This window comes from Nocardia sp. GCM10030253, from assembly GCF_042675075.1.
GTDB lineage: Bacteria > Actinomycetota > Actinomycetes > Mycobacteriales > Mycobacteriaceae > Nocardia.
This window is the reverse complement of the sequence record NZ_JBHTDL010000004.1, coordinates 260,488-282,166: the sequence shown is the minus strand read 5'-3', so window position 1 is coordinate 282,166 and position 21,679 is coordinate 260,488. Positions and strand designations below refer to the sequence as shown.

The 21,679-nt window shown below is 65.7% G+C and carries 18 protein-coding genes and 1 riboswitch; of the genes, 5 read left to right on the top strand and 13 right to left on the bottom strand.

The features are described 5' to 3' along the window. The first annotated feature begins 51 nt into the window (after nt 1-51). Both ACFQZZ_RS05325 and ACFQZZ_RS05320 read left to right on the top strand, forming a co-directional pair. A complete protein-coding gene (locus ACFQZZ_RS05325) occupies nt 52-1,197 on the top strand; it encodes an acyl-CoA dehydrogenase family protein (protein ID WP_378674771.1) in 1,146 nt (381 codons plus the stop codon). Beyond that, nucleotides 1,181-1,852: a TetR/AcrR family transcriptional regulator gene (locus ACFQZZ_RS05320; protein WP_378674769.1), complete on the top strand. Its 672-nt coding sequence runs from the start codon at nt 1,181-1,183 to the stop codon at nt 1,850-1,852. The genes ACFQZZ_RS05325 and ACFQZZ_RS05320 overlap by 17 nt, the downstream gene beginning before the upstream one ends. Nucleotides 1,853-1,876: 24 nt before the next feature. Here ACFQZZ_RS05320 and ACFQZZ_RS05315 read toward each other — a convergent pair whose 3' ends face one another. After that, on the bottom strand, nt 1,877-2,242 hold the full coding sequence (locus ACFQZZ_RS05315; protein ID WP_378674766.1) for a hypothetical protein: 366 nt from the start codon (nt 2,240-2,242) through the stop codon (nt 1,877-1,879). 299 nt (nt 2,243-2,541) lie between these two features. Between ACFQZZ_RS05315 and ACFQZZ_RS05310 the strand changes: the two genes are divergently transcribed. Beyond that, nucleotides 2,542-3,291 (top strand): DUF4190 domain-containing protein, encoded by a 750-nt coding sequence (locus ACFQZZ_RS05310; protein ID WP_378674764.1) that lies wholly within the window; start codon nt 2,542-2,544, stop codon nt 3,289-3,291. Between the two features lie 14 nt (nt 3,292-3,305). Here ACFQZZ_RS05310 and ligD read toward each other — a convergent pair whose 3' ends face one another. From ligD to ACFQZZ_RS05280, 6 genes are all read right to left on the bottom strand, one after another. After that, nucleotides 3,306-4,307 carry a non-homologous end-joining DNA ligase gene (ligD, locus tag ACFQZZ_RS05305; protein ID WP_378676376.1) on the bottom strand — a complete coding sequence of 334 codons (1,002 nt, stop codon included), beginning with the start codon at nt 4,305-4,307 and terminating at the stop codon, nt 3,306-3,308. Next, nucleotides 4,307-5,392 (bottom strand): ATP-dependent DNA ligase, encoded by a 1,086-nt coding sequence (locus ACFQZZ_RS05300; RefSeq protein ID WP_378674762.1) that lies wholly within the window; start codon nt 5,390-5,392, stop codon nt 4,307-4,309. Before ACFQZZ_RS05300 ends, ligD begins: the two co-directional genes overlap by 1 nt. 191 nt (nt 5,393-5,583) lie before the next feature. Then, on the bottom strand, nt 5,584-5,994 hold the full coding sequence (locus ACFQZZ_RS05295) for a cold-shock protein (RefSeq protein ID WP_378674760.1): 411 nt from the start codon (nt 5,992-5,994) through the stop codon (nt 5,584-5,586). A 29-nt stretch (nt 5,995-6,023) separates the two neighbouring features. Then, on the bottom strand, nt 6,024-7,124 hold the full coding sequence (locus ACFQZZ_RS05290) for an SPFH domain-containing protein (RefSeq protein ID WP_378674758.1): 1,101 nt from the start codon (nt 7,122-7,124) through the stop codon (nt 6,024-6,026). A 17-nt stretch (nt 7,125-7,141) separates the two neighbouring features. Next, the gene (locus tag ACFQZZ_RS05285; protein ID WP_378674756.1) at nt 7,142-7,375 is read right to left on the bottom strand and encodes a hypothetical protein; all 234 of its coding nucleotides are present in this window, start codon (nt 7,373-7,375) and stop codon (nt 7,142-7,144) included. 76 nt (nt 7,376-7,451) lie between these two features. Then, nucleotides 7,452-8,387, bottom strand: a complete 936-nt coding sequence (locus ACFQZZ_RS05280) for a hypothetical protein (protein ID WP_378674753.1) — start codon at nt 8,385-8,387, stop codon at nt 7,452-7,454. Nucleotides 8,388-8,523: 136 nt separating this feature from the next. On the opposite strand from ACFQZZ_RS05280, the gene ACFQZZ_RS05275 reads away from it, so the two are divergent. Then, nucleotides 8,524-11,115, top strand: coding sequence for a hypothetical protein (locus ACFQZZ_RS05275; RefSeq protein WP_378674751.1), 2,592 nt, complete (start codon nt 8,524-8,526; stop codon nt 11,113-11,115). Between the two features lie 80 nt (nt 11,116-11,195). Continuing rightward, on the top strand, nt 11,196-14,105 hold the full coding sequence (locus ACFQZZ_RS05270; protein WP_378674749.1) for a tetratricopeptide repeat protein: 2,910 nt from the start codon (nt 11,196-11,198) through the stop codon (nt 14,103-14,105). 13 nt (nt 14,106-14,118) lie between these two features. On the opposite strand, the gene ACFQZZ_RS05265 is transcribed toward ACFQZZ_RS05270, so the two are convergent. The 6 genes from ACFQZZ_RS05265 to ACFQZZ_RS05240 form a co-directional block, all read right to left on the bottom strand. Next, nucleotides 14,119-14,838, bottom strand: coding sequence for an MgtC/SapB family protein (locus ACFQZZ_RS05265; protein ID WP_378674746.1), 720 nt, complete (start codon nt 14,836-14,838; stop codon nt 14,119-14,121). Nucleotides 14,839-15,071: 233 nt separating this feature from the next. Beyond that, nucleotides 15,072-15,242, bottom strand: a riboswitch (M-box (ykoK) riboswitch). A 162-nt stretch (nt 15,243-15,404) separates the two neighbouring features. Then, nucleotides 15,405-16,034: a TetR/AcrR family transcriptional regulator gene (locus ACFQZZ_RS05260; RefSeq protein ID WP_378674744.1), complete on the bottom strand. Its 630-nt coding sequence runs from the start codon at nt 16,032-16,034 to the stop codon at nt 15,405-15,407. Between the two features lie 193 nt (nt 16,035-16,227). After that, a complete protein-coding gene (locus tag ACFQZZ_RS05255) occupies nt 16,228-17,550 on the bottom strand; it encodes a pyridoxal-phosphate dependent enzyme (protein WP_378674741.1) in 1,323 nt (440 codons plus the stop codon). After that, the gene (locus ACFQZZ_RS05250; RefSeq protein WP_378674739.1) at nt 17,550-19,148 is read right to left on the bottom strand and encodes a decarboxylase; all 1,599 of its coding nucleotides are present in this window, start codon (nt 19,146-19,148) and stop codon (nt 17,550-17,552) included. Before ACFQZZ_RS05250 ends, ACFQZZ_RS05255 begins: the two co-directional genes overlap by 1 nt. Further along, the gene (locus tag ACFQZZ_RS05245; RefSeq protein WP_378674736.1) at nt 19,145-20,422 is read right to left on the bottom strand and encodes a heavy-metal-associated domain-containing protein; all 1,278 of its coding nucleotides are present in this window, start codon (nt 20,420-20,422) and stop codon (nt 19,145-19,147) included. The genes ACFQZZ_RS05250 and ACFQZZ_RS05245 overlap by 4 nt, the downstream gene beginning before the upstream one ends. Next, a complete protein-coding gene (locus tag ACFQZZ_RS05240; protein ID WP_378674733.1) occupies nt 20,419-21,648 on the bottom strand; it encodes an aminotransferase class V-fold PLP-dependent enzyme in 1,230 nt (409 codons plus the stop codon). Before ACFQZZ_RS05240 ends, ACFQZZ_RS05245 begins: the two co-directional genes overlap by 4 nt. Between the last annotated feature and the right edge of the window lie 31 nt (nt 21,649-21,679).

Below are 21,679 nucleotides of genomic sequence, written 5' to 3'. Positions count from 1 at the left end.
ATGACGAGGAGCCGGCGGCGAGGCCGGCCGAGGCGAGCAAAGGATCCGACGATGGCACGCGCCGCGTGGAGTGATGACGAGGTCGAGGCGGTACGGGACCTGGCCAAGACTTTCTTCGAAAAGGAAGTCGTCCCGCACGAGGAGAAGTTCGTCGCTCAGGGACATCCCGACCGCGCGCTGTACAACCGGGCCGGTGAGCTCGGTCTGCTGTGTACCGCGCTGCCGAGCGAATACGGTGGCGGCGGCGGCACTTTCGCGCACGACGCGGCCATTATCGAGGAGCAGGCGTTCGCCGGTGACGGCGCCCTCGGCATGCCTGTGCACAGCTCGATCATCGCGCCCTACCTCAACGAATTCGGCTCCGAGGAGCTCAAGCGGCGGGTGCTGCCCAAGGCTGCCAGTGGCGAAATGGTGCTGTCGATCGGCATGACCGAACCCGGCACCGGCTCGGACCTGCAGAACATCAAGACCAGGGCGGTCCGCGAGGGCGACGAGTACGTCATCACCGGCTCGAAGATCTTCATCACCAACGGCTGGCTCTGCGACGGCATCATCATCGCCGTGAAGACCGACCCCACCAAGGGCGCGGCGGGCGTCTCGCTGATCTTCGCCGAGGTCGGCGACGACACCCCGGGCTTCACGCGCGGCCGCATCCTGAACAAGATCGGCGGCAAGGCCCAGGACACCGCGGAACTGTTCTTCGACGGCCTGCGGGTGCCCGCGTCGAACCTGCTCGGCGAGGCCGAGGGGCAAGGCTTCTACCAAATGATGCGGCTGCTGGCCCAGGAGCGTCTGGTGACCGCGATCATCGCGGTGGCCATGATGGAGAAGGCCGTCGGGCTGACCGTCGACTACACCAAGGGTCGCGAGGCGTTCGGCAAGCCGCTGTTCGCCATGCAGAACACCAAGTTCGAGCTGGCCGAGTGCGCCACCATCGCCACCGTGAGCCGCACCTTCCTGGACGACTGCATCGTCAAGCACTTGCGCGGGGACTTGGACATCCCAACCGCGGCGATGTCCAAGTATTGGCTCACCGATCAACTGGGTATCGTGGTTGACCGCTGCCTGCAACTGTTCGGCGGCTACGGCTACATGACGGAGTATCCGATTTCCCAGCTCTACACCGGCGCCCGCGTCCTGCGCATCCTCGCGGGTAGCAACGAGGTGATGAAGGATCTCATTGCCCGGTCTCTCTGATATACGGAGCGAGACGGCTTCGTCGGCGGACCCGTCCTCCGACGAAGTGCAGCCGCGCAGGCGCAGGCTGGAACCCGACGAGCGGCGCGCGCAGATCCTCGCCTGCGCGATCGATATGTTCGGTGAGCGTCCATACGCGGCCGTGTCCACCGCCGAGCTGGCCCAGCGTGCCGGAGTCGCGCGCGGCCTGATCAATCACTACTTCGGAAACAAGCGCGACCTCTACCTTGCGGTGGTGCGCCGGATGGTGACATTGCCGCGGCTCGACGACATGGTCACGCCGAGCGGCACCGATCGAGAACGCGTGGACGCGAGTGTGCACTGGCTGCTGGACGTGATCTCCGAACATGGCAGCACCTGGGTGAAGGTGACCAGCCACGAGGGCGTCGGCGATGACCCTGAGGTGCAGCACATCCTCGATCAGGCCGACGACGCGGCCGCCGAGCGCATGCTGCTGATGGTCGGGCGCGCCGATTCGACACACAGTGTGGAGTTGCGCGCCATGGTGCGCGCATTCGGCGGCCTGGTGAAAGTGGCCGGACGGGAATGGATCACTCGCGGCACACTCACCCGTGACCAGGTGCACATGCTGCTCGCGGACATGCTGATGACGTTGATGACCGAAACCATGCCGAAGGTGGACCGCAGGCGCTGAGCGCGCATGCTGCCCGCTGGGGTGCTAGTGCGGCAGCTCGTGGGCGGGCTCGCCGGAGGTCGCGATGCCCGGCTGCGCACCGCTGTAGCCGACGTGACGCACATGTCCGGGTGCGTGCCCCTGTCTGCCGTACTTCAGTTCGATCACTTCCGCCCGGCGGTGCTCGACCACCAACGCGCCGATGCCCGCTATCCACAGCGTGGCGGTCGCGATCGCGCCGATTTGAGTCCAGCCGGTGAACCCGTATCCGGCCGCGGTCAGCGTGCACGCCATCGCCACGATGCCGAGGGCGCACAGGATGAGGCCGGGCACGTTGTAGTCGTCGCCGAGGAGATCACCGGCGTGGGCGTGCCACGGCCGCCCTTCGGTCGAATCGGTACTACCGAACATGGACCCTCCTATCGAGTCAACACATGATCAGCGATTTGACCTCGTGATCAGCATGAACCTCCGCCCCGCGATCCGCGAGGGGGTTGCTGGTTTGTTATTCCGAGGTGGCCGCGGCGGATATCCGAACTGTTCCCACCGCTGCGAAATGTTGCTCCGCGTTCGTTATTACGCTTTGATGACGGCCGATTGGACGTTTCGGATGATCCGGCGGCTGTTCGCCCCTATTCTGTGTCGATATCGGGGCGGGTCCGGGCAGTCCGAGGCTCTTGCGCGGTTTTGCGGTGTGGAGAGGGACTGGCATGGCACGGACAGAACGCCGTGAGAACGAGCGTTGGCCGGCGGCGCAACACGAGGAGAGCTGGCAGGAATCGGAATCCGAGGAGCGTTGGCCGGAGGCGGAAGCCGAAGGGCGCTGGCAGGAGCCGCCCCAGCCCGGTCGCCGTCGGACCGGTCGGCTGCGGGTGGAGATTCCGCCCATTGTGAACCCGTATGCGATTGTCGCGCTGGTCGCCGCATTGCTCGGGCTGTTTCCGGTGGCAATCGTGTTCGGCTTCATCGCCTTCAGCCATCCTCGTGGCAAGGCGATGGCGGTGTCCGCGCTGCTGATCGGGGTGGCCGAGGTGACGGCGATCGCGGGATTCGTGGTGTTGTCGGGAAGCGCGTTGACCGATTCGGTATCTCGCGCGAACAAGGTCACCGAAGTGTCGACGATTGCCCAGCCGACCACCGCCGTGACCACGGCGGCGCCGACCACGGTCGCGCCACCACCCGTGACGACGACGCCGGCGGCGACCAACCTGGTGACTCCGAAAAAGGGAACGGTGTGCTCCGACCCCGCGCTCATCGGTACGGGCGCGGATGGGAACACGCTGCTATGCCTGGCCAATTCGGGCAGCGGCAGCTACCAGTGGAACGGCCCGTACACCATTGCGACGACCGTGCAGCAGGCCGGGACGAAGTGCGAAGCTTCCGGCAGCAAGAGCGCGCGCACCGCGGACGGTCATGCGCTGGCGTGCGAGAGCAAGGTGTGGGTGCTGTGGACCGAATAGCTCTTGACTAGCCGCTATTCGGCTTTCTTTGCTCGGCTCGGCTGGACGCGGGGCGGCTCGTTGGGCATCTTCGGGTACTGCGGCGGCCACGGCGCGTCCATCAGACCCGCGGCCATATCGCGTTCGGACATCTCGAGCAGCGGTGCGATCGATTGCGCCGCACGGTCCGCCCACGGATCGCCGAGCTCGGCCAACCGCGCGGGCACGGTCGCGATGGTGAGCTCGTCGGGGACGACGGTGTCGAGCTCCGACCAGGCGATCGGCGTCGACACCTGGGCACCCACCTTGGGGCGCACGCACCAGGCACCGAAAACCGTTTTGTGCGGGGCGTTCTGGTTGAAGTCGATGAATACGCGACTGCCGCGTTCTTCCTTCCACCATTGCGCGGTGATCTCGTCGGGATGGCGGCGCTCCAGCTCGCGCGCCAAGGCGACGGCGGCGGAGCGGACCTGGTAGCCATCCCAATTCGGTTCCAGCGCAACGTAAATGTGCAGCCCTCGCGAGCCGGAGGTTTTGATCGACGATTCGATGCCGAGTTCGGTGAACAGTTCGCGCGTCGACACGGCGGCATGCTTGAGATCGTCGAAGGTGATGCCGGGAGAGGGATCCAGGTCGATGCGCAGCTCGTCGGCGATCTTCAGATCGTCCACCTGATTGGGCCAGACGTGGAAACCCAAGCAGCCCTGGTTCACCGCCCACAGGATGTGCGCGAGATCGTGCGCGACCAGGGCGTCGCTGGTGGTGCCGTTGGGAGTGGAGACCTCGACGGTGTGCAGCCAATCCGGCGCGGATTTCGGCACCCGCTTTTGGAACCATGATTTCCCCGACGCGCCATCGGGATAGCGCTCGAGCAACAGCGGGCGATTGCCGACCACGTTCAGGAACGGTTCGGCTACCGCCTGGTAGTAGTGCACGAGGTCGAGCTTCGTTTCGCCACGCTTGGTGAAATAGATCTTGTCGGGATTGCTGATGGCGACGGTTCTGCCGTCCACCTCGATATCGACGGACGTGCTCATCATTTTCCCTGAATTTCAGTAAAGAGGGTGCTCAATTCGGCGGGCGCGACCTCGTCGAGCTGGGCGTACGTACACGATTCCGGGGTGCGGTCGGCCCGGAAGCGAACCAGCCTGCCGCCGTGGCGCAACCGGCCCGACTGCACATGCTCGTAGCGGACCTCGGCGACCAGTTCCGGGCGCAGCGCCTCCCAGGACAGGTCCTTGCCACCGGTCCAACGGCTCACCCCACCGGGCATTTTGCCGTCGGCCTTCGCCTGTGCCGCCGCGTCGGCCCATTCCCGCCATGGATGGTTTTCCAGTGCGTTCGCTCGCAACGGTTGCAACTCCTCGACCAGCGACTTGCGTTTGGCCGCTGTGAAGCTGCTCGCCACCCCGACGTGATGCATGTGCCCTTCGTCGTCGAAAAGGCCGAGCAGCAGTGAACCGACTCCCTCGCCGTCCTTGTGCCACCGGAAACCGGCCACCACACAGTCCGCGGTGCGCTCGTGCTTGACCTTGAGCATCACCCGCTTGTCCTGGAGGTAGGCCAGATCGTTCGACTTGACCATGACGCCGTCGAAGCCAGCGCCCTCGAACCGGGTGAACCAGTCCTCGGCGATATCGGGATCCTCGGTGATCGGCGTGAGGTGCACCCGGGCGAACTCGGTATCGAGAATGGTCTCCAGCAGCCGCCTGCGCTCGGCGAAAGGTTCACCGGTCAGATCCTTGTCGCCGAGCGCGAGCAGGTCGAAGGCGACGAAACTGGCCGGTGTTTCCTTGGCCAGTTTGTTGACTCGGGAGGCGGCCGGGTGTAGCCGGTTCTGCAGCGTGTCGAAATCGAGGCCCTGATCGGTGACCACCACAATTTCGCCGTCCACCACGCATTTCTCTGGCAGCGCCTGCTTCAGCAGGTCGGCGACCTCGGGAAAATACCTGGTCAGCGGGCGGTCGTTGCGCGAGCCGAGTTCGATCTCGTCGCCATCGCGGAAAACGACACAGCGAAAGCCATCCCATTTCGGTTCGTAGCTCAGGCCCGGCTCACGCGGCACCGACGGCGCCGTTTTCGCCAGCATCGGCCGGACGGGTGGCATCACCGGTAGGTCCACGCGCTCCTCCTCGGGGTTGTTCCTCTCCCATATCGACGCCGTAACCGACGAAGATTCATCGGTGACGGCCGGCAGAGGCTCCGGCTCGATCGTAGGTCCCGGGTCCGACAACATCGTGAACTTCGGGCAACCGGGCCGCCGAGGTCTCCGGGTGGGCACACTCGAGCGTGGTTACCGTCGAGCGGGTGCGGTCAGTCGAGCCAGCCGTGCTGGTCGGCGTATGCGGTGAGCCGGTCCCGGATGGTGAGGATCTCGCCAGCGGTGAGGGCCGGGCTCGCGTCCAAGAGCAGCTCGGTGATCTGTCGTTTGTGTTCGGCGGCCGTCAGCTGGCCCGAGGACGATGATCGGTCCTTCTTGTGCCGAGGCGGTGGCGGAGCCGACGGCGCCTGCTGACCGCCGACCACGGTCAAATTGACCGCTTTGGGTCCACGGTCGCCCTCGGTCACATCGAATTCGAACACCCGACCCTGGCGCAGCTCGTCCTCATCGAGACCGATGTCGTTCACGTGTACGAACACATCCGGACCACCGTCATCGGGACGAATGAACCCGAAACCCCGAGAGCTGTCGAACGACACCAATTTCCCGATGGACACCAACACCCGCTCCTCGCCGTTGCTATTCGGCCACTTTAGCTCGCATTTTCCCCGTCGTTGGATGAAAGCGCCTTTTGTAACGAATTGAAGACGGTGAGTCCCTGGCCGACCATTCCGTTGACCAATTCACCGACGCCGTCCGGCCCGTTGAGCACCGTGAGGTTCGCGTTCGCGAGTCCGTTCGATGCCTGCTTGACGATCTCCGGCAACTGCTCGATCAGCAACTGGTCCAGAGCGATTCGATTGTTCGAGGCGGCCGCGTCGGCCTGGATCCTGGTCCGGTCGGCTTCGGCCTCGGCGAGGATGCGTACCCGTTCCGCTTCTGCGAGTGCGGGTTTCACGACCTCGGCCTGCAATTGTTGTTCGCGCAGCTCGGCTTCCTTGCGGGCCTGCTCGGCCTGCGCGGTCAGCACCTCCTGCATGGCCTTGGCCTCGGCGAGCGGCCCGGCCTGCGCCGCCTCGGCATTGGCCTTGTCGATATCGCGCTGGTACTGAGCCTTCAGAATCGCGGTTTCCCGCTGGTACTCGGCCTGGCGGCGCAGCGATTCCTGCTCGGCCTGTGCGGAGAGCTGAGCGGCCTGCGATTGCGCGATCTGCGCGTCACGCTGCACCGCGGCGTTGTGCGGGGCCGCGAGCGCGGTGATGTAGCCGAGGTTGCCGTCATCGATGGACTGGATCTGGAAGGAATCCACCCACAACCCGATATTGCTCATCTCGACCTTGGACGCCACCAGCACCTCGTCGGCGAGGCGTTGCCGTTCCCGGATGATCTCCTCGACCGTCATCGAACCGACGATCGAGCGCAGATGACCGGAGAAGATGCGTCCGGTGAGTACCGACATCTCCTGCTCCTGTTCGGACAGGAACCGTTGTGCCGCATTGACGATCGACTTCTCGTCGTTGGCGACCTTGAACGCGATCACCGCGCGCACCTCGAGCTGGATGGCCTGCTTGGTGACGCACCGCTCCTTGATCTCCGCCTCGAACATCGCCAGCGACAGATAGCTGACCTTGCGGAAGAACGGAATCACCCATTTGCCGCGCCCGATCACCACGCCGAACGGCACATCGTCCTTGCTCTTGGCGCCACTGACCAGCATTGCTTCGTCCGGATCAGGTACGTGATACCCCAGCACGTTCGCTCCCTACTCTTTTACATTTTCCTGGGTAGATCCGTCTCCAACGGAATCCACGGAACAACATCGACAATGCGCCCTGGATTGACGGTGATGATCAACACGGTGGCTCCGGCCGAAATCGGCTCCTCCGCCCGCGCGATATACAACTCCGTCCCCCCACGAATCGCCACCAATACCTCACCCAACATTCCGGCACCCCGAATTGCCGACGTAAGCGTACCGGTCAAACCCCGTACGGGGTCGGTCATCTCGGTGAACTCCTCGGATTAGACGCCAGGGCTGTCAGCGTACGCGGCGAAGGGCAATTCGGTGTCGGGCCGACGACTACGAGGGCTGCTGGTCGGCGAGCGCTTCGGCGACGATCCGACCGACCGATCGTTTGGTGAGATAGTGGGCGGCGTCGTGCGGTTGGGCACCGTTGTCGATGGCTGGATGCGTAGTCGGCACCACCACGCGTCCGGGCGCGGGCGGGAAGAACGGCGCCAGGTCCAGGTGTGCGGCGACGATATCGTCTCGGTCGGCCATATTCTCCCACCGGGTGAGTGCGGGCGGTACGGTCGGTGGTTGGGGACGCAGGCGCGGATAGATGATCGACTGCAATGCGAGCGGGGAACCGAGCGTGATCAGCGTGATCGGCTGCTGGGTGTGGTGCAGCGCCTCGTAGGCGACGACCGAACCGAGCGAATGCCCGATGACCAGCCGGGTCTCGGGTCCTATCAGGTCGAGCACCTGCTGCTGGGCATGCTTGCGCACCGTGTCGTCGGAGAGGTATCGGGTGACCTGCGCCAGCGACCGATTGACGAACTTTCCGGCGAGTCCGAATCCGAAGGGCGCGAACCACTTCAGCCTGGTGAGCGCGTTGGCCGCGAGCCTGGCCTTTGCCATGACCCCCTGTTCGCCCTTGTCGCCGAGCGCCGCATTGTCGAGGTAACGCTGTGCCTCCACCTGGTCCCGCAGGTCGTTCGCATGTGCTGCTGCCGTCGCAAGCCATTCACCGGCGAGCTTTTCGGAGAGTTCCGGATCGTCGTCGTCGACAGGAGCGGTACCACCTTGCGCACCGGGATCCAGAAAAGCGTTGCCGTAGAAGGCCATTCGGACCTCGGGCGCTCCCGGCAGCGGCCCGCGCCACAACCGATCCGCCAGCTCGGGATGCCCGGCAGCGCGAACCCCGCCCGCCAGTGCGGGAATCCACTGAGCTTCCAACACATCCGCGGCATACTGTTCCTGCGCGATTCCGTGCACCAGCACTATCGCTGCCATTCGCGGCCCCCGGTCGTCACTCGCCACGGTGTGGCGCTCTAGTACGTTCCTATCACGGCGGGAAGTCCGCGGTGGGCCGTCCGGGCGAAAAGGTGACGTCCAATGGTCGGGTTCCGAGGGACGGTAGGTTGCTGGCATGGGAGGAAGGCTCGCGCTTGTCGTCGGATCCGAGTGCGTGGCGCTCGGGGAGCTGGGGTTCACCGGTGACCTTGCGGGCGGGCTGTACGCCGCGCTGCGCGAGGTCGGTGGCTGGGAATCGGCCATGGTTGAAGACCGTGCCGTGCTCAATCCCACAGCCGCGCAGTTGGTTTCAGCGATAGACGATGCATTCCAGGTCGCTTCCGCGGCGCGGGCGACGCTGCTGATCGCCTTCGTCGGGCACGGCATCGCGACCGGTGACGGAGACTTCTTTCTGCTCGCGCACGATTCTCCGGCGATGCCTCGTTCGCACACGGCGTTTCACCTCGCCCAGGGTATTCGGGAGCGGCTCAATGAATCCGCCGTGGACGGACTGGTCGTGCTGGTGGACGCCTGTGAAACCGAACAGGGTGTGCGCGGCGCCGCTCGGCGATGGACCGACGTACTCGCCGACTCCGCCGGACGAATGGAGTTGCTGGTCGCCGCAGGCTCCGGGCCTGCCTATGCGGGCTGTTTCACCCGCACCATTCTCGCCACCTTTGCCGACGGGCTCCCGCTGCGTGGCGAGAATCTGTTGCCGTCCGACCTGGTTGGTCCCGTTGCCGACGCCTGCACTCGGCAACGCCCGCAACACCTCTCGTTCACAGCGGGCACGGTCTCGGCGGTGCCCGGCGGGGATCCTGGTCTCTGGCTGGTGCCGAATACCGCGCGACGCGGCGACGCGGTCAGCGGTCGTCCGGCATCCGGCTTCGTCGACCACCTCACCCGCAGCTTGGTCCTGACGGACACGATCCGCGAGCGACTCATCGAGATCGTCGAGTCGGGTAGCTACCGACTACGCGGAGTTGTCGGACCCGCGGGCTGCGGGAAGTCCACCCTCATGGCCATGCTGATTCGCCCGAGCCTAGTTCGCGGTCTACCCATTGGACCCGAATATGTCAGTGCGGCAATATTTCTCACTGTCCACAGCTCGATCGAGACCGTAGCGATGGAGCTGTCCGCGCAGCTGACCGCCCGTGTTCCCGGCTACGCCGAGGCGGTGCGCGCGGCCCGAGAGCTGTTCGGCTCCAACGGATCACACCTGGACATCTTCGATATCGAGGTGTGGCAGCCGTTGATCGCCGTCAGCAGAATCGGCACCCGTATCACCATTGTGGTGGACGGATTGGACCAGCCGGAGGAAGGCAGTCGACGACTACTGATCGCCGCGGTCGCCGATCTGACCCGGTACGAGCGCCTGCCCCATGTGCGCGTCATCGCATCGATCCGCGAGGGGAGCGGCGTCGAGTCCGCCCTCGACCTCACCCACATGCACCGCATCGAGCTGGCGGAGCCCGCAGCTGTAGACGTCGCCACCATCGTGGGAGCTACCCGCGAAGGCGTCGTTTCCAGAGCCCATGCTCCCGCGCTCGTGAGACCGGAGCGGGGGCGCGATGTAGTTCGGCAGCCCACGGCGCCCAGTATCGCGTTTCAACCCCAGGGCTGGCGTACGCCGCCTGGCTCGTTTGGTTCGGTCCCGCCCACGGTCCCGCCCGCCGCGGATCCGCAGGACCACCGAACGGGCTCGGGTCGGCCACCCCGGGCCGACCGAAATAGACGTGGCAGGCGCTGGGGGCGCGAGCCCGGGCCTGAGCAGCGCGAGCACCGAGATATCCCGCCGCTGCCGCCGTGGATTTCCGACGGCGATGTGCAGGCGGACGACAAAGCGCCGATGAGGGACCTGTCGGACGAGGACACTACCGACGAGGCAGATGTGCGGCTCAGTCGGAATGTCGTGCAGGACAGTTCGTCCGCGGTTGGCGGATGGCTGTTCGCGCGCTTGCTGATCGAGCTGGGACCTGCCGCGACCGACGGTGTCACGGAGTTCGACGTGGCGGTCGAGCAGCGGGTTCGCGCCGCGATCCGATCGGGGGATCCGGAAATAGCCGGTGCGGTTGGTTCGTTGCTCGCTGTTCTGGTCGCAGCGGGCGTGGGTCCGGTGCTGCCGCTCGAGCTACTGGAGGCCGCGATGGCAGCAATGGGCGTCGCCCTCGAGTCGGCCCGGATCCGCGATCTCACAGTCGGCCTCGGCGTCTTGGTCAGCCGCAGCGACCCCGGCACGTCGCACGAATCACTCGGGGTGACGCATGGCCGACTGGTCGCGGCGCTCCAGATCGAATGCGACCGTCTCGGTGTCACCGTTGTCGACGCGCATCGAGCGATACTCGCGGCGATCGAGCGCACCGGCGCAGATCGGGCCGCGCGATACGCGCGGGGATCGGCGCCGCGCCACTATCTCGCGTGTGGAGACACCGCGGCGGCGGTGGAATACCTCGTGCATCTCGAGACATCGAGAGCCGCGGACAACCGCGATCTGTGGACCGCGTGGCTGCCTTCGATTACGGCGGTTTCCGGCGAAGACCACCCGGATGCCTTGGCGGCCAGAGGTCATCTGGCATTCGCCCGTGGCGCGAGCGGAGATCTGGCGGGCGCGATCGCCGAGTACGAGTGGCTGCTCGTCGTGCAACTTCGCGTGCTGGGAGCAGGTCATCCGGATCTGCTGCGCAGCCGCGACAATCTCGCGTACTGGCGTGGGCAATGGCGCGGCTGAGCGTTCGGTCGGCCCGAATTGTCTTGTGGAAGTTGGGCATTGCGTGGTTCCGGCATTCGGAGGGAAGGTAGGTTGCCTGAATGGGAGGAAGGCTCGCGCTGGTCGTCGGGTCCGAATGCGGGGCGCTGGGGGAACTTGGTTTCACCGGTGAACTCGCTACCGGGCTGTATGACAGTTTGAAGGCCACGGGTGGTTGGCAGGCGGCCACGGCCACGGGTGGTCCGCTGCTCAATCCAACTGCGGCACAACTGAGTTCGGCGGTGGGTGAGGCATTCGCGGCGGCTGCGAAGCAGCAGGCCACGCTGTTGATCGGGTTTATCGGGCACGGGACGGCGACCAGTGCGGAGGACTTCTTCCTGCTCGGCCAGGACTCGCCGTCGATGCCCGACTCCCACACGGCATTTCATCTGACCCAGGAAATTCGAGAGCGGCTCAACAGGTCGGCGCTCGATGGGCTGGTGGTCCTGGTGGACGCATGCGAAACCGAGCAGGGTGTCTTCGGGGCGGCCCGCCGATGGCCCGAATTGCTCGCCAGGGCGGCAGGTCGGATGGAGCTGTTGGTCGCGGCGGGCGACGGCCCGGCATATGCGGGATGCTTCACCCGAACACTGCTGTCCACCTTTGCCTCCGGGCTGCCATTGCGTGGCGAGAACCTGCTGCCTTCGGATCTGGTCGATCCCATCGCGGCAGTGTGCACCCGGCAGCAGCCGGAGCATCTGTCGTTCACCTCGGGCACCGTCACCTCGAGCGAAGGCGGCGACGCCGGCCTTTGGCTGGTGCCGAATATCGCGCGTCGCCGGGATGCCGTCACCGACCGCCCGGCAGCGGGTTTCGTCGACCAGCTGACGAGCAGGTTGTTGCTCACCGCCGCGGTTCGGGAGACACTCGACGACATCATCGAATCCGGCAGCAACCGTTTGCGCGGCGTCATCGGCCCACCCGGCGTCGGCAAGTCGACGCTGCTGGCCATGCTCATCCGGCCCAGCCTCGTCGACACCTTGCCGATCTCACCCGAATACATCACCGCCGCCATCTTTTTGACGGTGAACAGTTCCGTCGACGCGGTAGCGGCCGAGCTATCGGCTCAGTTGAGTGCCAGGTTGCCCGGGTTCGCCGCGGCCGCGAAGATCGCGCGCGAACTCGACGAGCACAACGGCACCGCGCACGACGTATTCGATATCGAGGTGCGACATCCGCTGGCGCGGTTGGGAAAAGACGGTCGGCGAGTCACCGTCATCGTGGACGGGCTGAACCATCCGGAAGTCGGCACCCGACAGTTGCTGATCGATGTTCTCGCCGACATGACGCGCAGTGACGAGCTCCGTCATGTGCGGGTCATCCTCGGCATTCGCCAGGGCATGGGAATCGAGGATGATCCCGCGCTCTCCCACATGCATCGCATCATGGTGTCCGAGCCGGTTGCCGAGGACATCGCCGCGACGGTGGAGTCGGCGCGTGACAGTCGTATGATGCTCGACGAGCGCGAGTGGACGGCATGGACGGATGTGTTGTTGGCCGAAACACCCTCAGCCCGTGGTGATTCCGACTCGGTGACGGCAGGCTGGCTGATGGCGCGGCTGTTGACCGAAATCCCCGGGACTGTCGCCGATCGGGCGATGGCGGAGGACATCGACCTCGACGGTGTGGTGGCATTACGTGTCGGTGCCGCCCTGCAGGTCGCAGGCCCGGCAACCGCAAGGACCATCGGCGCGCTGCTCGGTATCCTCGCGGCGGCCGGCGTCGGTCCAGCGCTGCCGATCGAACTACTCGACGCGGCGATGCAGTGGATGGGGTACGAGACGAAGATCGCTCGCCTGCGTGACCTCACGGTCGGTTTGGGCTCGTTGGTCACCCGCAGTCGTCCCGGCACCGTTCGTGAGGCGGTCGGTGTGACCCATGCCGCGCTGCTGGCCGGGCTGCGTGCCGAATGCCTCAGGCTTGGAGTGGAACTCGAAGACGGCCACCGGGCGATCATCGCGGCGATCGAAGACAACGGCAGCAAGAGTGCCACCACCTATGCCCGTGGTGCGGCCGTCCGGCACTACCTGGCCTTCGGCCATTCTTCGGCTGCCTTCGACTTTCTCGAGCAGCTCCAGACGCCGCGCGCGGCGGACAATCGTGACCTGTGGTCGGCGTGGCTACCGAGCTTCACCGCCGTCACGGGCGCGGAGCATCGCGACACCCTCCGTGTGCGACACCGCCTTGCCAACAGCCGCGGTCGCAGCGGTGACATCAATACCGCCATCGAGGAACTCGAGAAACTGGCCCGTGACCAGGCGCAAGTGCTGGGTGACCAGCATATCGACACCCTAACCACCCGCCTCGACACCGCGGATTGGCGCGGACATACCGGCCGTCTGGAGCGCGCTGTCGCCGAACTCGAACGGCTCGTGATCGATCACATCCGCGTGTGCGGCGCCGACCACTCGTGGACCCTGCGGGCGCGCAACAGCCTGGCCTATTGGCGCAGCGAACGAGGCAGCCTGCGCCGTGCCATCCTCGAATTCGAGCAGATCATCATCGACCAGTCGAGAATTCTCGGCACCGCCGACCCCGAAACCCTGCGCGCTCGTCACGATCTCGCCAGAAGCCGAGCGATGGCGGGCGAAATCGACCGCGCCCTCACCGAATTCGAACTGTTGCTCGCCGATCAGATGCATATGCTCGGCCGCGACCACGCCCAAACCGTGCGCACCCGCAACAGCATTGCCCGCTGGTTGCGGGAAGGCGGCGAAACAGCCAGGGCAGTAACCGAATACGAATCCTTACTCACCGACCAGATCCGTATCTTCGGCCCCGACCACCCCGATACCCTCTACACCCGCAACTGCCTCGCCGCCTGCCACGGCGAAGCGGGCGACATCACCGGCGCCATCGCCGAATACGAACAACTACTCGCCGATCAGGAACGAATCCTCGGCCCCGACAACGCCCACACCCAACTCACCCGAAGCAACCTGGACTACTGGCGCGCCCAGCACGGCGAGTAGCAGCGCAACAAGGTCATGCGTGCGCACCGCGTGCCGTCTCGGGGACCGAAATGTGCCAGCCGACGCTGGTCACCGACGGCTCCAAGCTCAGCCTGCTCACCGCCGATTCCATCTGCCGGTCATCGCGTTGGTCACCGGTCAGCTCAGCCCGTACCTCCACCCGACCGGGAACATCGGTATTCGCACTGGCCACCGAAACCAGTCGGAAATCGGTGCGAGTCAACGCCTGCACCAGCAGCGCTCGAAGATGCGCCTCCTGCTCGTCATCGGTCACCGCGACAAAGACATACGACGCGGGCTGCTCATCGGAGGCGTCGGGCTGCCGATCCACCGCCCGCCCGGCAGCCCGCAAGGCAATATTGACCACGACGACCGCCACGGTGCCCGCCAGCGCGGTGGTGAGCATTCCCGCTCCGGACAGCGCACCGACGGCCGCCGAACACCAGAGGGTCGCAGCGGTATTCAGGCCGCGCACGTTCAGCCCGTCACGGATGATGACGCCAGCGCCGAGAAAGCCGATTCCGGACACGATCTGGGCCGCGACCCGGGTCGGATCGGCGGTGGCGCCCTCGAACCCGTTGGCCGACAGCAGAACGAACAGGGTGGCGCCCGCCGAGACGAGGGCGTTGGTGCGCAGGCCCGCGCCCCTGGCCCGATACTGCCGCTCGAAGCCGATCACCGTGCCGAGGCCGACGCCGGCGAGCAGCCGAATGACCATTTCTACCGTTGACATCACGCACTCCCTGACTGGTCGGCGCGCCATCGAACAGCAGGCTACGAGGGTTGTCCCGCTCGCGAATCGGCTGTTGAGGTGTCGCCGGGTGAATAATTGGCTAACAGAGTTTCGGGACTATCTCCGCCGGGCATCCGGCTCACCTCCTTCGGCTGTTGTGCGCACGGCAAAGCCGAGCGCGGCATCGCAATCGTGGCAGGGCATGTATGAGGATCCCGGCAAAACCACCGGTGGGAGCCCTCCTCGTAAGACCTTTGACACTTCACGGCGTAAACCCGGCAGTCGTCGGGAGCCAATCGGGATCACCCCTCGAGCGGGGAGACCTGTCCTGACCCGGGGCGTCTCTCGACGTTCGGGGTCGCTGGCCTGTATCCGTGAAGGAGCCTCAGCGAACGATCGGCACCTTGCGTTGGCCAGTAAACACCCAACCGGAAGTATTGGCAATCCGAATGTGCGACGTCCGGACATTCGTCCGTCCAGGCGCTTCCAGGATTCATCGCCAACTGTGGCTGGCCCAGCATCCGGGTGGGGCGGGTCTATTGCTGTGTGTGGTGGGCTTTCGCGGCTCAAGACCGATACAGGGAGCGGTAGGCGGCGATGGTTTCGGCGCAGTGGTCGATGATCTCTTCGCGGGTGGCACGTAGCGAACCGTTGAGCCACGCGGAGAACATGCCCGCATTGCCGCTGGCCATCGTGACGGCAGCCAAGCGGCGCCGTACCGGGTTCTCGATGTGGGCGAACAGGTGGTCCTGCATCAAGCGGGTGAAGACCGGCATGACGGCGATGGTGGTCTGACCGAGGCCGGTGCTCGAATACGGCTCGACCAGAAACAGTCGCGACTTGCGCGGATCCGCGAGCACCTTGTCGACGAGCACTTCCGACAGTGCGTGGTCCCGGGACGGATTGTCCGTGGCGGCGAACGCGGTCATCGGCTCGAGGAATTCGTCGGCGACTTGGCGATAGAGCAGGTCGAGCAGTTCGTCGCGGCTGGCGAAGCTCTCGTAGAAATACCGATCGGTGAGATTGGCCCGCCGACACACCGCGCGCATGGTGACTCCGGCGGCGCCGGATTCACCGATCAGGTCGAGCGCGGCCTCGAGCAACGCGGCCCGCCGCGCCTCCCTGCGCTCGGTGAGCGTCGTACCGCCCCAGATCCGGGGACCGGCGTCGTCGTCTGATTCCTGCCCTGTCTGCACCGCCCTACATTAATAGGCGTCGACCGCAAGGCGTCTTTCGCGGCTGTCAGGGTGTCTGGAATGTGCCGCAGGTCGGCAGGGTCGGCCGTTGCTCAGGGCAGGACGACGCAGGCCACGCCCAGGTTCGTACCGGTCCCGACGGTGGCGTTGGTGGAGACGTGGTCGGTCGGGGACACACGAGTAATGGGCCGACTCATGTGCCCCGCTCGAGGGGGAGGCCGGTGTCGCGCCAGGCGACGATGCCACCGGCGAGGCTGTAGGCATCGAAGCCGGCCGTGCGTGCGGAGGTGGCGAAACGCAGCGAGAGCTCACCGACGGGACACACGAACACGACGGGGCGGGAGCGGGGGAAGGGGATGCCGTGGGTGAACATGTCGTCGAGTTGGTCGTCGCGAATGTTGATGGCGCCGGGAACGTGGCCGATGCGGTAGGCCATGGCGCCACGGGTGTCGACGATGGTGGGGCGGTCGGTGCGGTCGAGGTCGGCGAGTTCGTCGGGGGATAGTGTCGGTGTCGCAGCCAGCTCGGTCGCGGTGGGCGGCGTGCGACGGTCGGTGCGGTCGAAGAGATCCGGCCTGCGCTTCTTGATGTAGGACAGATACGGTTCCAAGCGATCGCAGACGATGAAGACCGCGACGAGCGGGCCGTCGTTGGTGGAAGCCGCTGTGGTGCGCAAGGTTTCGAGTGCCGCGGCATAACTGGCGCCGCTGGTCGGGCCGGCCAGAATGCCATAACCGGTGGCCAGGGACAAGGTCGCGTCGACGGCGCTCGGCGCGTCGACGGTGACGATGCGGTCGTAGAAGTCGGGTTGGAACAGGCCGACGTCCCACATTTCGCTTTCCGAGCGGATGCCGGGGATGAAGTCGGTGCGATCGGAGACCACGGCGATGGTCCGTAATTCGGGATTATGTTTGCGCAGGTAGGTGGCGGTACCGCGGGTGGATCCGGTGGTGCCGAGGCCGCCGATCAGATAGTCGACGCGGGTGATGCCGTCGGCGGCAAGGTCCTCGTGGATTTCGCGGCCGGTGCCGTGGTGGTGGGCCTCGATGTTCTTCTCGTTGGTGTACTGCGAGGCGTGAAAGTAGGTGTCAGGATCCTTGGCGATCGTCGCCTCGATGACCGAGTACACGTCGTTCGGCGTGGTCGGGTCCGGGCATTCGGACAGTCCGGGCAGCTCCACGATGTCGGTGCCGAACAGCTGCAACAGATCCCGTACCTCGGCGACCTTGATCCGGTTGGTCACCGCGCGCAGCCCGACGCCGTACACCGCGCCCAGAATCCGCAGTGCCTTGGCGGTATTGCCGCTGGACGCCTCGATCAGCGTCTGCCCGTTCGCCCGGATCTCGTCGAGATCGTCGCGGATCATGCCCCACGCCACCCGGTCCTTGACCGAGCCGAACGGATTGTGCGACTCGAGTTTCGCGTACAGCTCGACGTTCTCCAGTCCGTGCACGGCGGGATCGAGGCGCAGCAGCGGAGTGTTCCCGATGAGTTCGGTGATGTGGTCGTAGCGCATTACGGCGCTCCCTCGTTGTCAACGTGGGAAGGTCGGCGCGGCACCGGCGGTCGGTGCGGGCCGCGTGGGGGAGTCCGGCGTGCCGGCGGTAGGCCCACCGAAACGTGCGGTTCGTAGTCGCCGTCGCGATACACCTGGAAACTGCCTGCCCGGTGTGCGACGGCGAGTTTCATCGGCACCGGATGCATCGACGCCGTCGCTGCCGACAGATCCATGTGATAGGCGCCGGTATTGGGGAAGACCACCAGATCGCCGGGCCGGGGCCGTTGTGCAAGCCACACCTTGTGATTGGTGATCAGATCTCGTTCCAAGCACAGCCGACCGGCGAAATACACGGCCACCGGGCCTGTTTCGTGCATGGGATGCGGGGTGGGCGCGGTGTCGGCGGCGCTGCGCAGCGGCGTCACCGCACCGTCGCCGACCGGCGCGTCCGAGTCGTGCGCACTGCTCGACAGCACGATCGGGTCGATCATGACCTCCTGATCCGCGGGCGTCACCGAATCACGGCTGATATCGAGATTCACCAGCACGGTGCCGTCGGCGAGCTCCTTCACGAATTCGACTCTCGCGACGGTCACTCCGGCGTGGTCGACCAGAGCTTTGCCGGGCTCCAGCCACAACTCGAGCATATTGTCCCCGGCGACCTGCGCCACCGTGCGCCCACCGTGGCGCTCCAGTGGCGCGGCGAGCAGGTCGGCGAGCATCTTGGTCGCGGGAACGGTGTTGGCGTACTTGTGGAACACCGGAATCCCGTGCACGGCACCGCCGTCGACGTGATAGCCGAAGGTATTGTTCCCCCAGCTCATCTGCTCGCCGCGGCTGAGCAGTGCCTCGCGCAATGCGAGTACGTATCCGTCGAAGCGATCCGCGTCGGAGGTGAAGACCTGCCGGAATCCGCCGCCGATATTCAGTACCGACGGCATCAGACCGTGGCCGTAGGCCTGCTCGACCAATGCCAGGCAGGCGTCGATGGCCCGAATACGCTCGGCAGGCTCGCCCGAGTCGATATGAAAGGCGAAGCCGAGGAAGGAGATTCGGCTACGATTCGCCGACAGCAGATCGAAGGCGCGGTCGATATGCGCCAGTGGCACGCCGAACCGGCTTACCGACCCATCGTCGAACCCGGAAACACGCAGTAGTACAGGTACTTTCGCGCGATCACCGGCCAGTTCAGCGATCCGGCGCAGCTCCCACAGATTGTCCACATTGATGGTGACGCCGCAGTCGATCAGATCCCGCAGGAAAGCTTCACCTTTCGGCCCGGTCACCTCGATGCGCATCGAACCGAACCCCGCACCGATGGCGCTGCCCAGCTCTTGTGGCGAGGCGACGTCGATGGCGATGCCGGCGTACTCGGCGGTGCGGACAAACGCGCGCGACTGGTTCACCTTGTGCGCGTAGCAGATTCGATATCGCGGAAGGTGTAGGTCTAGAACAGCGCGGAATCGCTTCAGGTTCTCGGCGTATACCTGCGGGAACACCAGGTGTATCGGCGACCCGAAGCGAACCATGGTCTCTTCGAGTGCGTCGCGGGTGTCGAGGAAGGCGCGCACCAGCGGATGGATCTTTGCTGGTAGCGCCGGTAGTGGCGCCGTCATACCGCAGTTTCCGAGTGTTCGGTGGTCGAGGCCGCCGGCCTGTCCGCGGCCGGGTTGTAGCCGCCGTCGCGAATGGCCTCGAACGCACGGAGCCGATTGCGCGGGCTGCGGAATTCGGCGACGACCCGTTTGCTGATCAGATCGATGTCGACGACCTTGATCCCCATCGACTCCAGCACCCCGGTGATCGTACGGACACAGTGCTTGCAGTTCATGTCCGGCACATAGAACACCTGGTCCTCGGCGGTGGCCTCGCCATCGGCAGTCAGCTCGTCGAGCTCCGAGCTCACCTCGGTGATCTCGCAGCGCCCGGCCAGCTGGCCGAAGACCGTGACGAACTGGTCCACCACCAGCGGCAGCAGGCTGTAGTGCCCGCCACCGAGGTGGTGCGGCATCGCGGCCAGGCAGGCGGGTCGAGTATTGGACGGCAGCAGCGCGTATTGGCGGGATATGAGGTCGAGATCGTCGTGGTACTTGGCGATCGCGTCCTCGACGCTCAAGCCTTCTACCCTGGTGGCGCGCCGCATGACATTGTGCGCGTCCTCGATGGTCGCGTCTTTCATCGCGCGCAGCGTCGCCACGCTGTCCGCGGTGTAGCGCACGGTCCCGTCGGGCTGCGTGGCCAGGGTTACCGGGATCATTCCGCGCCGATAGGTCGAGGCTTGCAGCTCCCAGTACCAGCGGGTGGCGACCGCCGCGAAGAGGCCGGAATCGCGCATCCCCTCGGCCAATTCGGCCGCGCTGCGATACGGCGTCTGCCGGGCCAGCAACGCGTGCTGGGCCAGCGTCCGCCCGATCGCTTCGACGCCGACACGGAGGATGTCCATCGGCTCGTGGTCGGTGGTGGTAGCCTCCAGCACCGCGTGCTCGCGCGGGCCGAGTGCCCTGATGCGTTCGGCGAGAGCGGAATTCGCGGCCAAGGCGTGCCACAGCGTCAGTACGGTTTCCCGCATGGCGATCGGTATCAGCGGCCCGAGTCCGTCGGACCGGAAGTGCCCGGTGTTGGGTATCCCGTCACTGTCGGTCCAGGCGATCCGGTGGGTGGCGCTGGTGACCTGGTAGGGACGACAGGGGCGCATGAACCGCTCCAGATACAGCCGCTGCGAGAAGGTGAGATGGCTGTTCGGTTCGGGACGCAATGTGGCACAGGTGTATTCGATCCTGGTTCTCGCCGGAACGGGTATGGGCGTTGCGAACAACCCCGGCTGGGCGAGTCCGGCCAGCACCCGGGAAGCGGCCCGCCGGTCGTAGCGCGGGATGCCGTCGATACTCATCGGACCTCCATGGCGATGGTCATGACACATTCCGTGAAGCGGTCTATCTCCTCGACCGTGTTGTAGATGTGTGTGCTGACCCGGACCGAGTCGGCTGCGTCGTCGGCGGCGGCCGCCGGTGTGCAGTGGGCGCCGGTGCGGACAAGGAAACCGAGCTCGCTGAGCACGAATCCGAGGTCGGTCGAGGAGATTCCGGCGAGGGTGAACGACAGGATCCCGTAGCCGATCGCACACGGCGCGTGCGCGGGCCCCGGCAGGAATTCCAGGCCGGGCACCTGGCGCAGGTTGGCGATGAGGCGCAGCGTGAGCTCCCGATTGTGCGCGGCGATCGCCCCGATATCGAACGACTCGAGGACTTCCAGCGCACTGCCGAGTGCGAGTATGCCCGGGATGTTCTGGGTGCCGCCCTCCAGGAGATCCGGCATATCGGTCGGGACGAGTCCGGCGTCGGTCAGTTGCACCCCGGAGTTGCCGCCCGGCAGGAACGGCAGCAGCTGATCGTGAATTCGGCGGCGGCAGTACAGGATTCCGGTTCCGGGCGCGCCGAACATCTTGTGCGCGGCGAACACCGCGAAGTCGGCGCCGAGTTCGGCCACATCCACCGGCAGGTGCCCGCCGCTCTGGCTGCAGTCGAAACACAGCAGTACCGAGGGATCGAGCCTGCCGCGCAGCTCCTCCAGGGTGGTCAGGCCGCCGAAGACATGATGCAGGTGGCTGGTGGTGATCAACCGAGTGCGTGGGGTGAGTTTGGCCAAAATGTCGGCGGTGTCCGCCTCACCGAGCTCGGTCACCCGATAGGGGATCAAATCGATGTGCCGACCGAACCGGGCGAGCACTCGGCGCAGGTGGTGCCATGGATGGACATTCGAGGCATGATCGCGTGGGCTGTAAAGAATTTCGTCGCCGTCCTCCAGCGCGCCGAGCCCCCAGGACAATGCGACGGCGTTGAGCGCGGCGGTCGCGCCACCGGTGAAGACGACCTCGTCGGGGTGTTCGGCGGCGATGAACGCGGCGGTTCTCGCCCGAATTCTGCTGATCTGCCCGGTCAGACTGGTCGCCCACGGATAGGTGCCACGGCCCGCATTCGCGGTGCGTGAGCTGTGATACCGGTGGATGGTGTCGATGACCGGCACGGGTTTCTGCGTGGTGGCCGCGCTGTCCAGGTAGACCTCGGTGGATTCGGCGAGGGCGGGAAAGAGTCGGCGAACGGCGGCTGGAGTGGACATCGGCGGACCCGGCGTAGCCGGTACGAGCGAC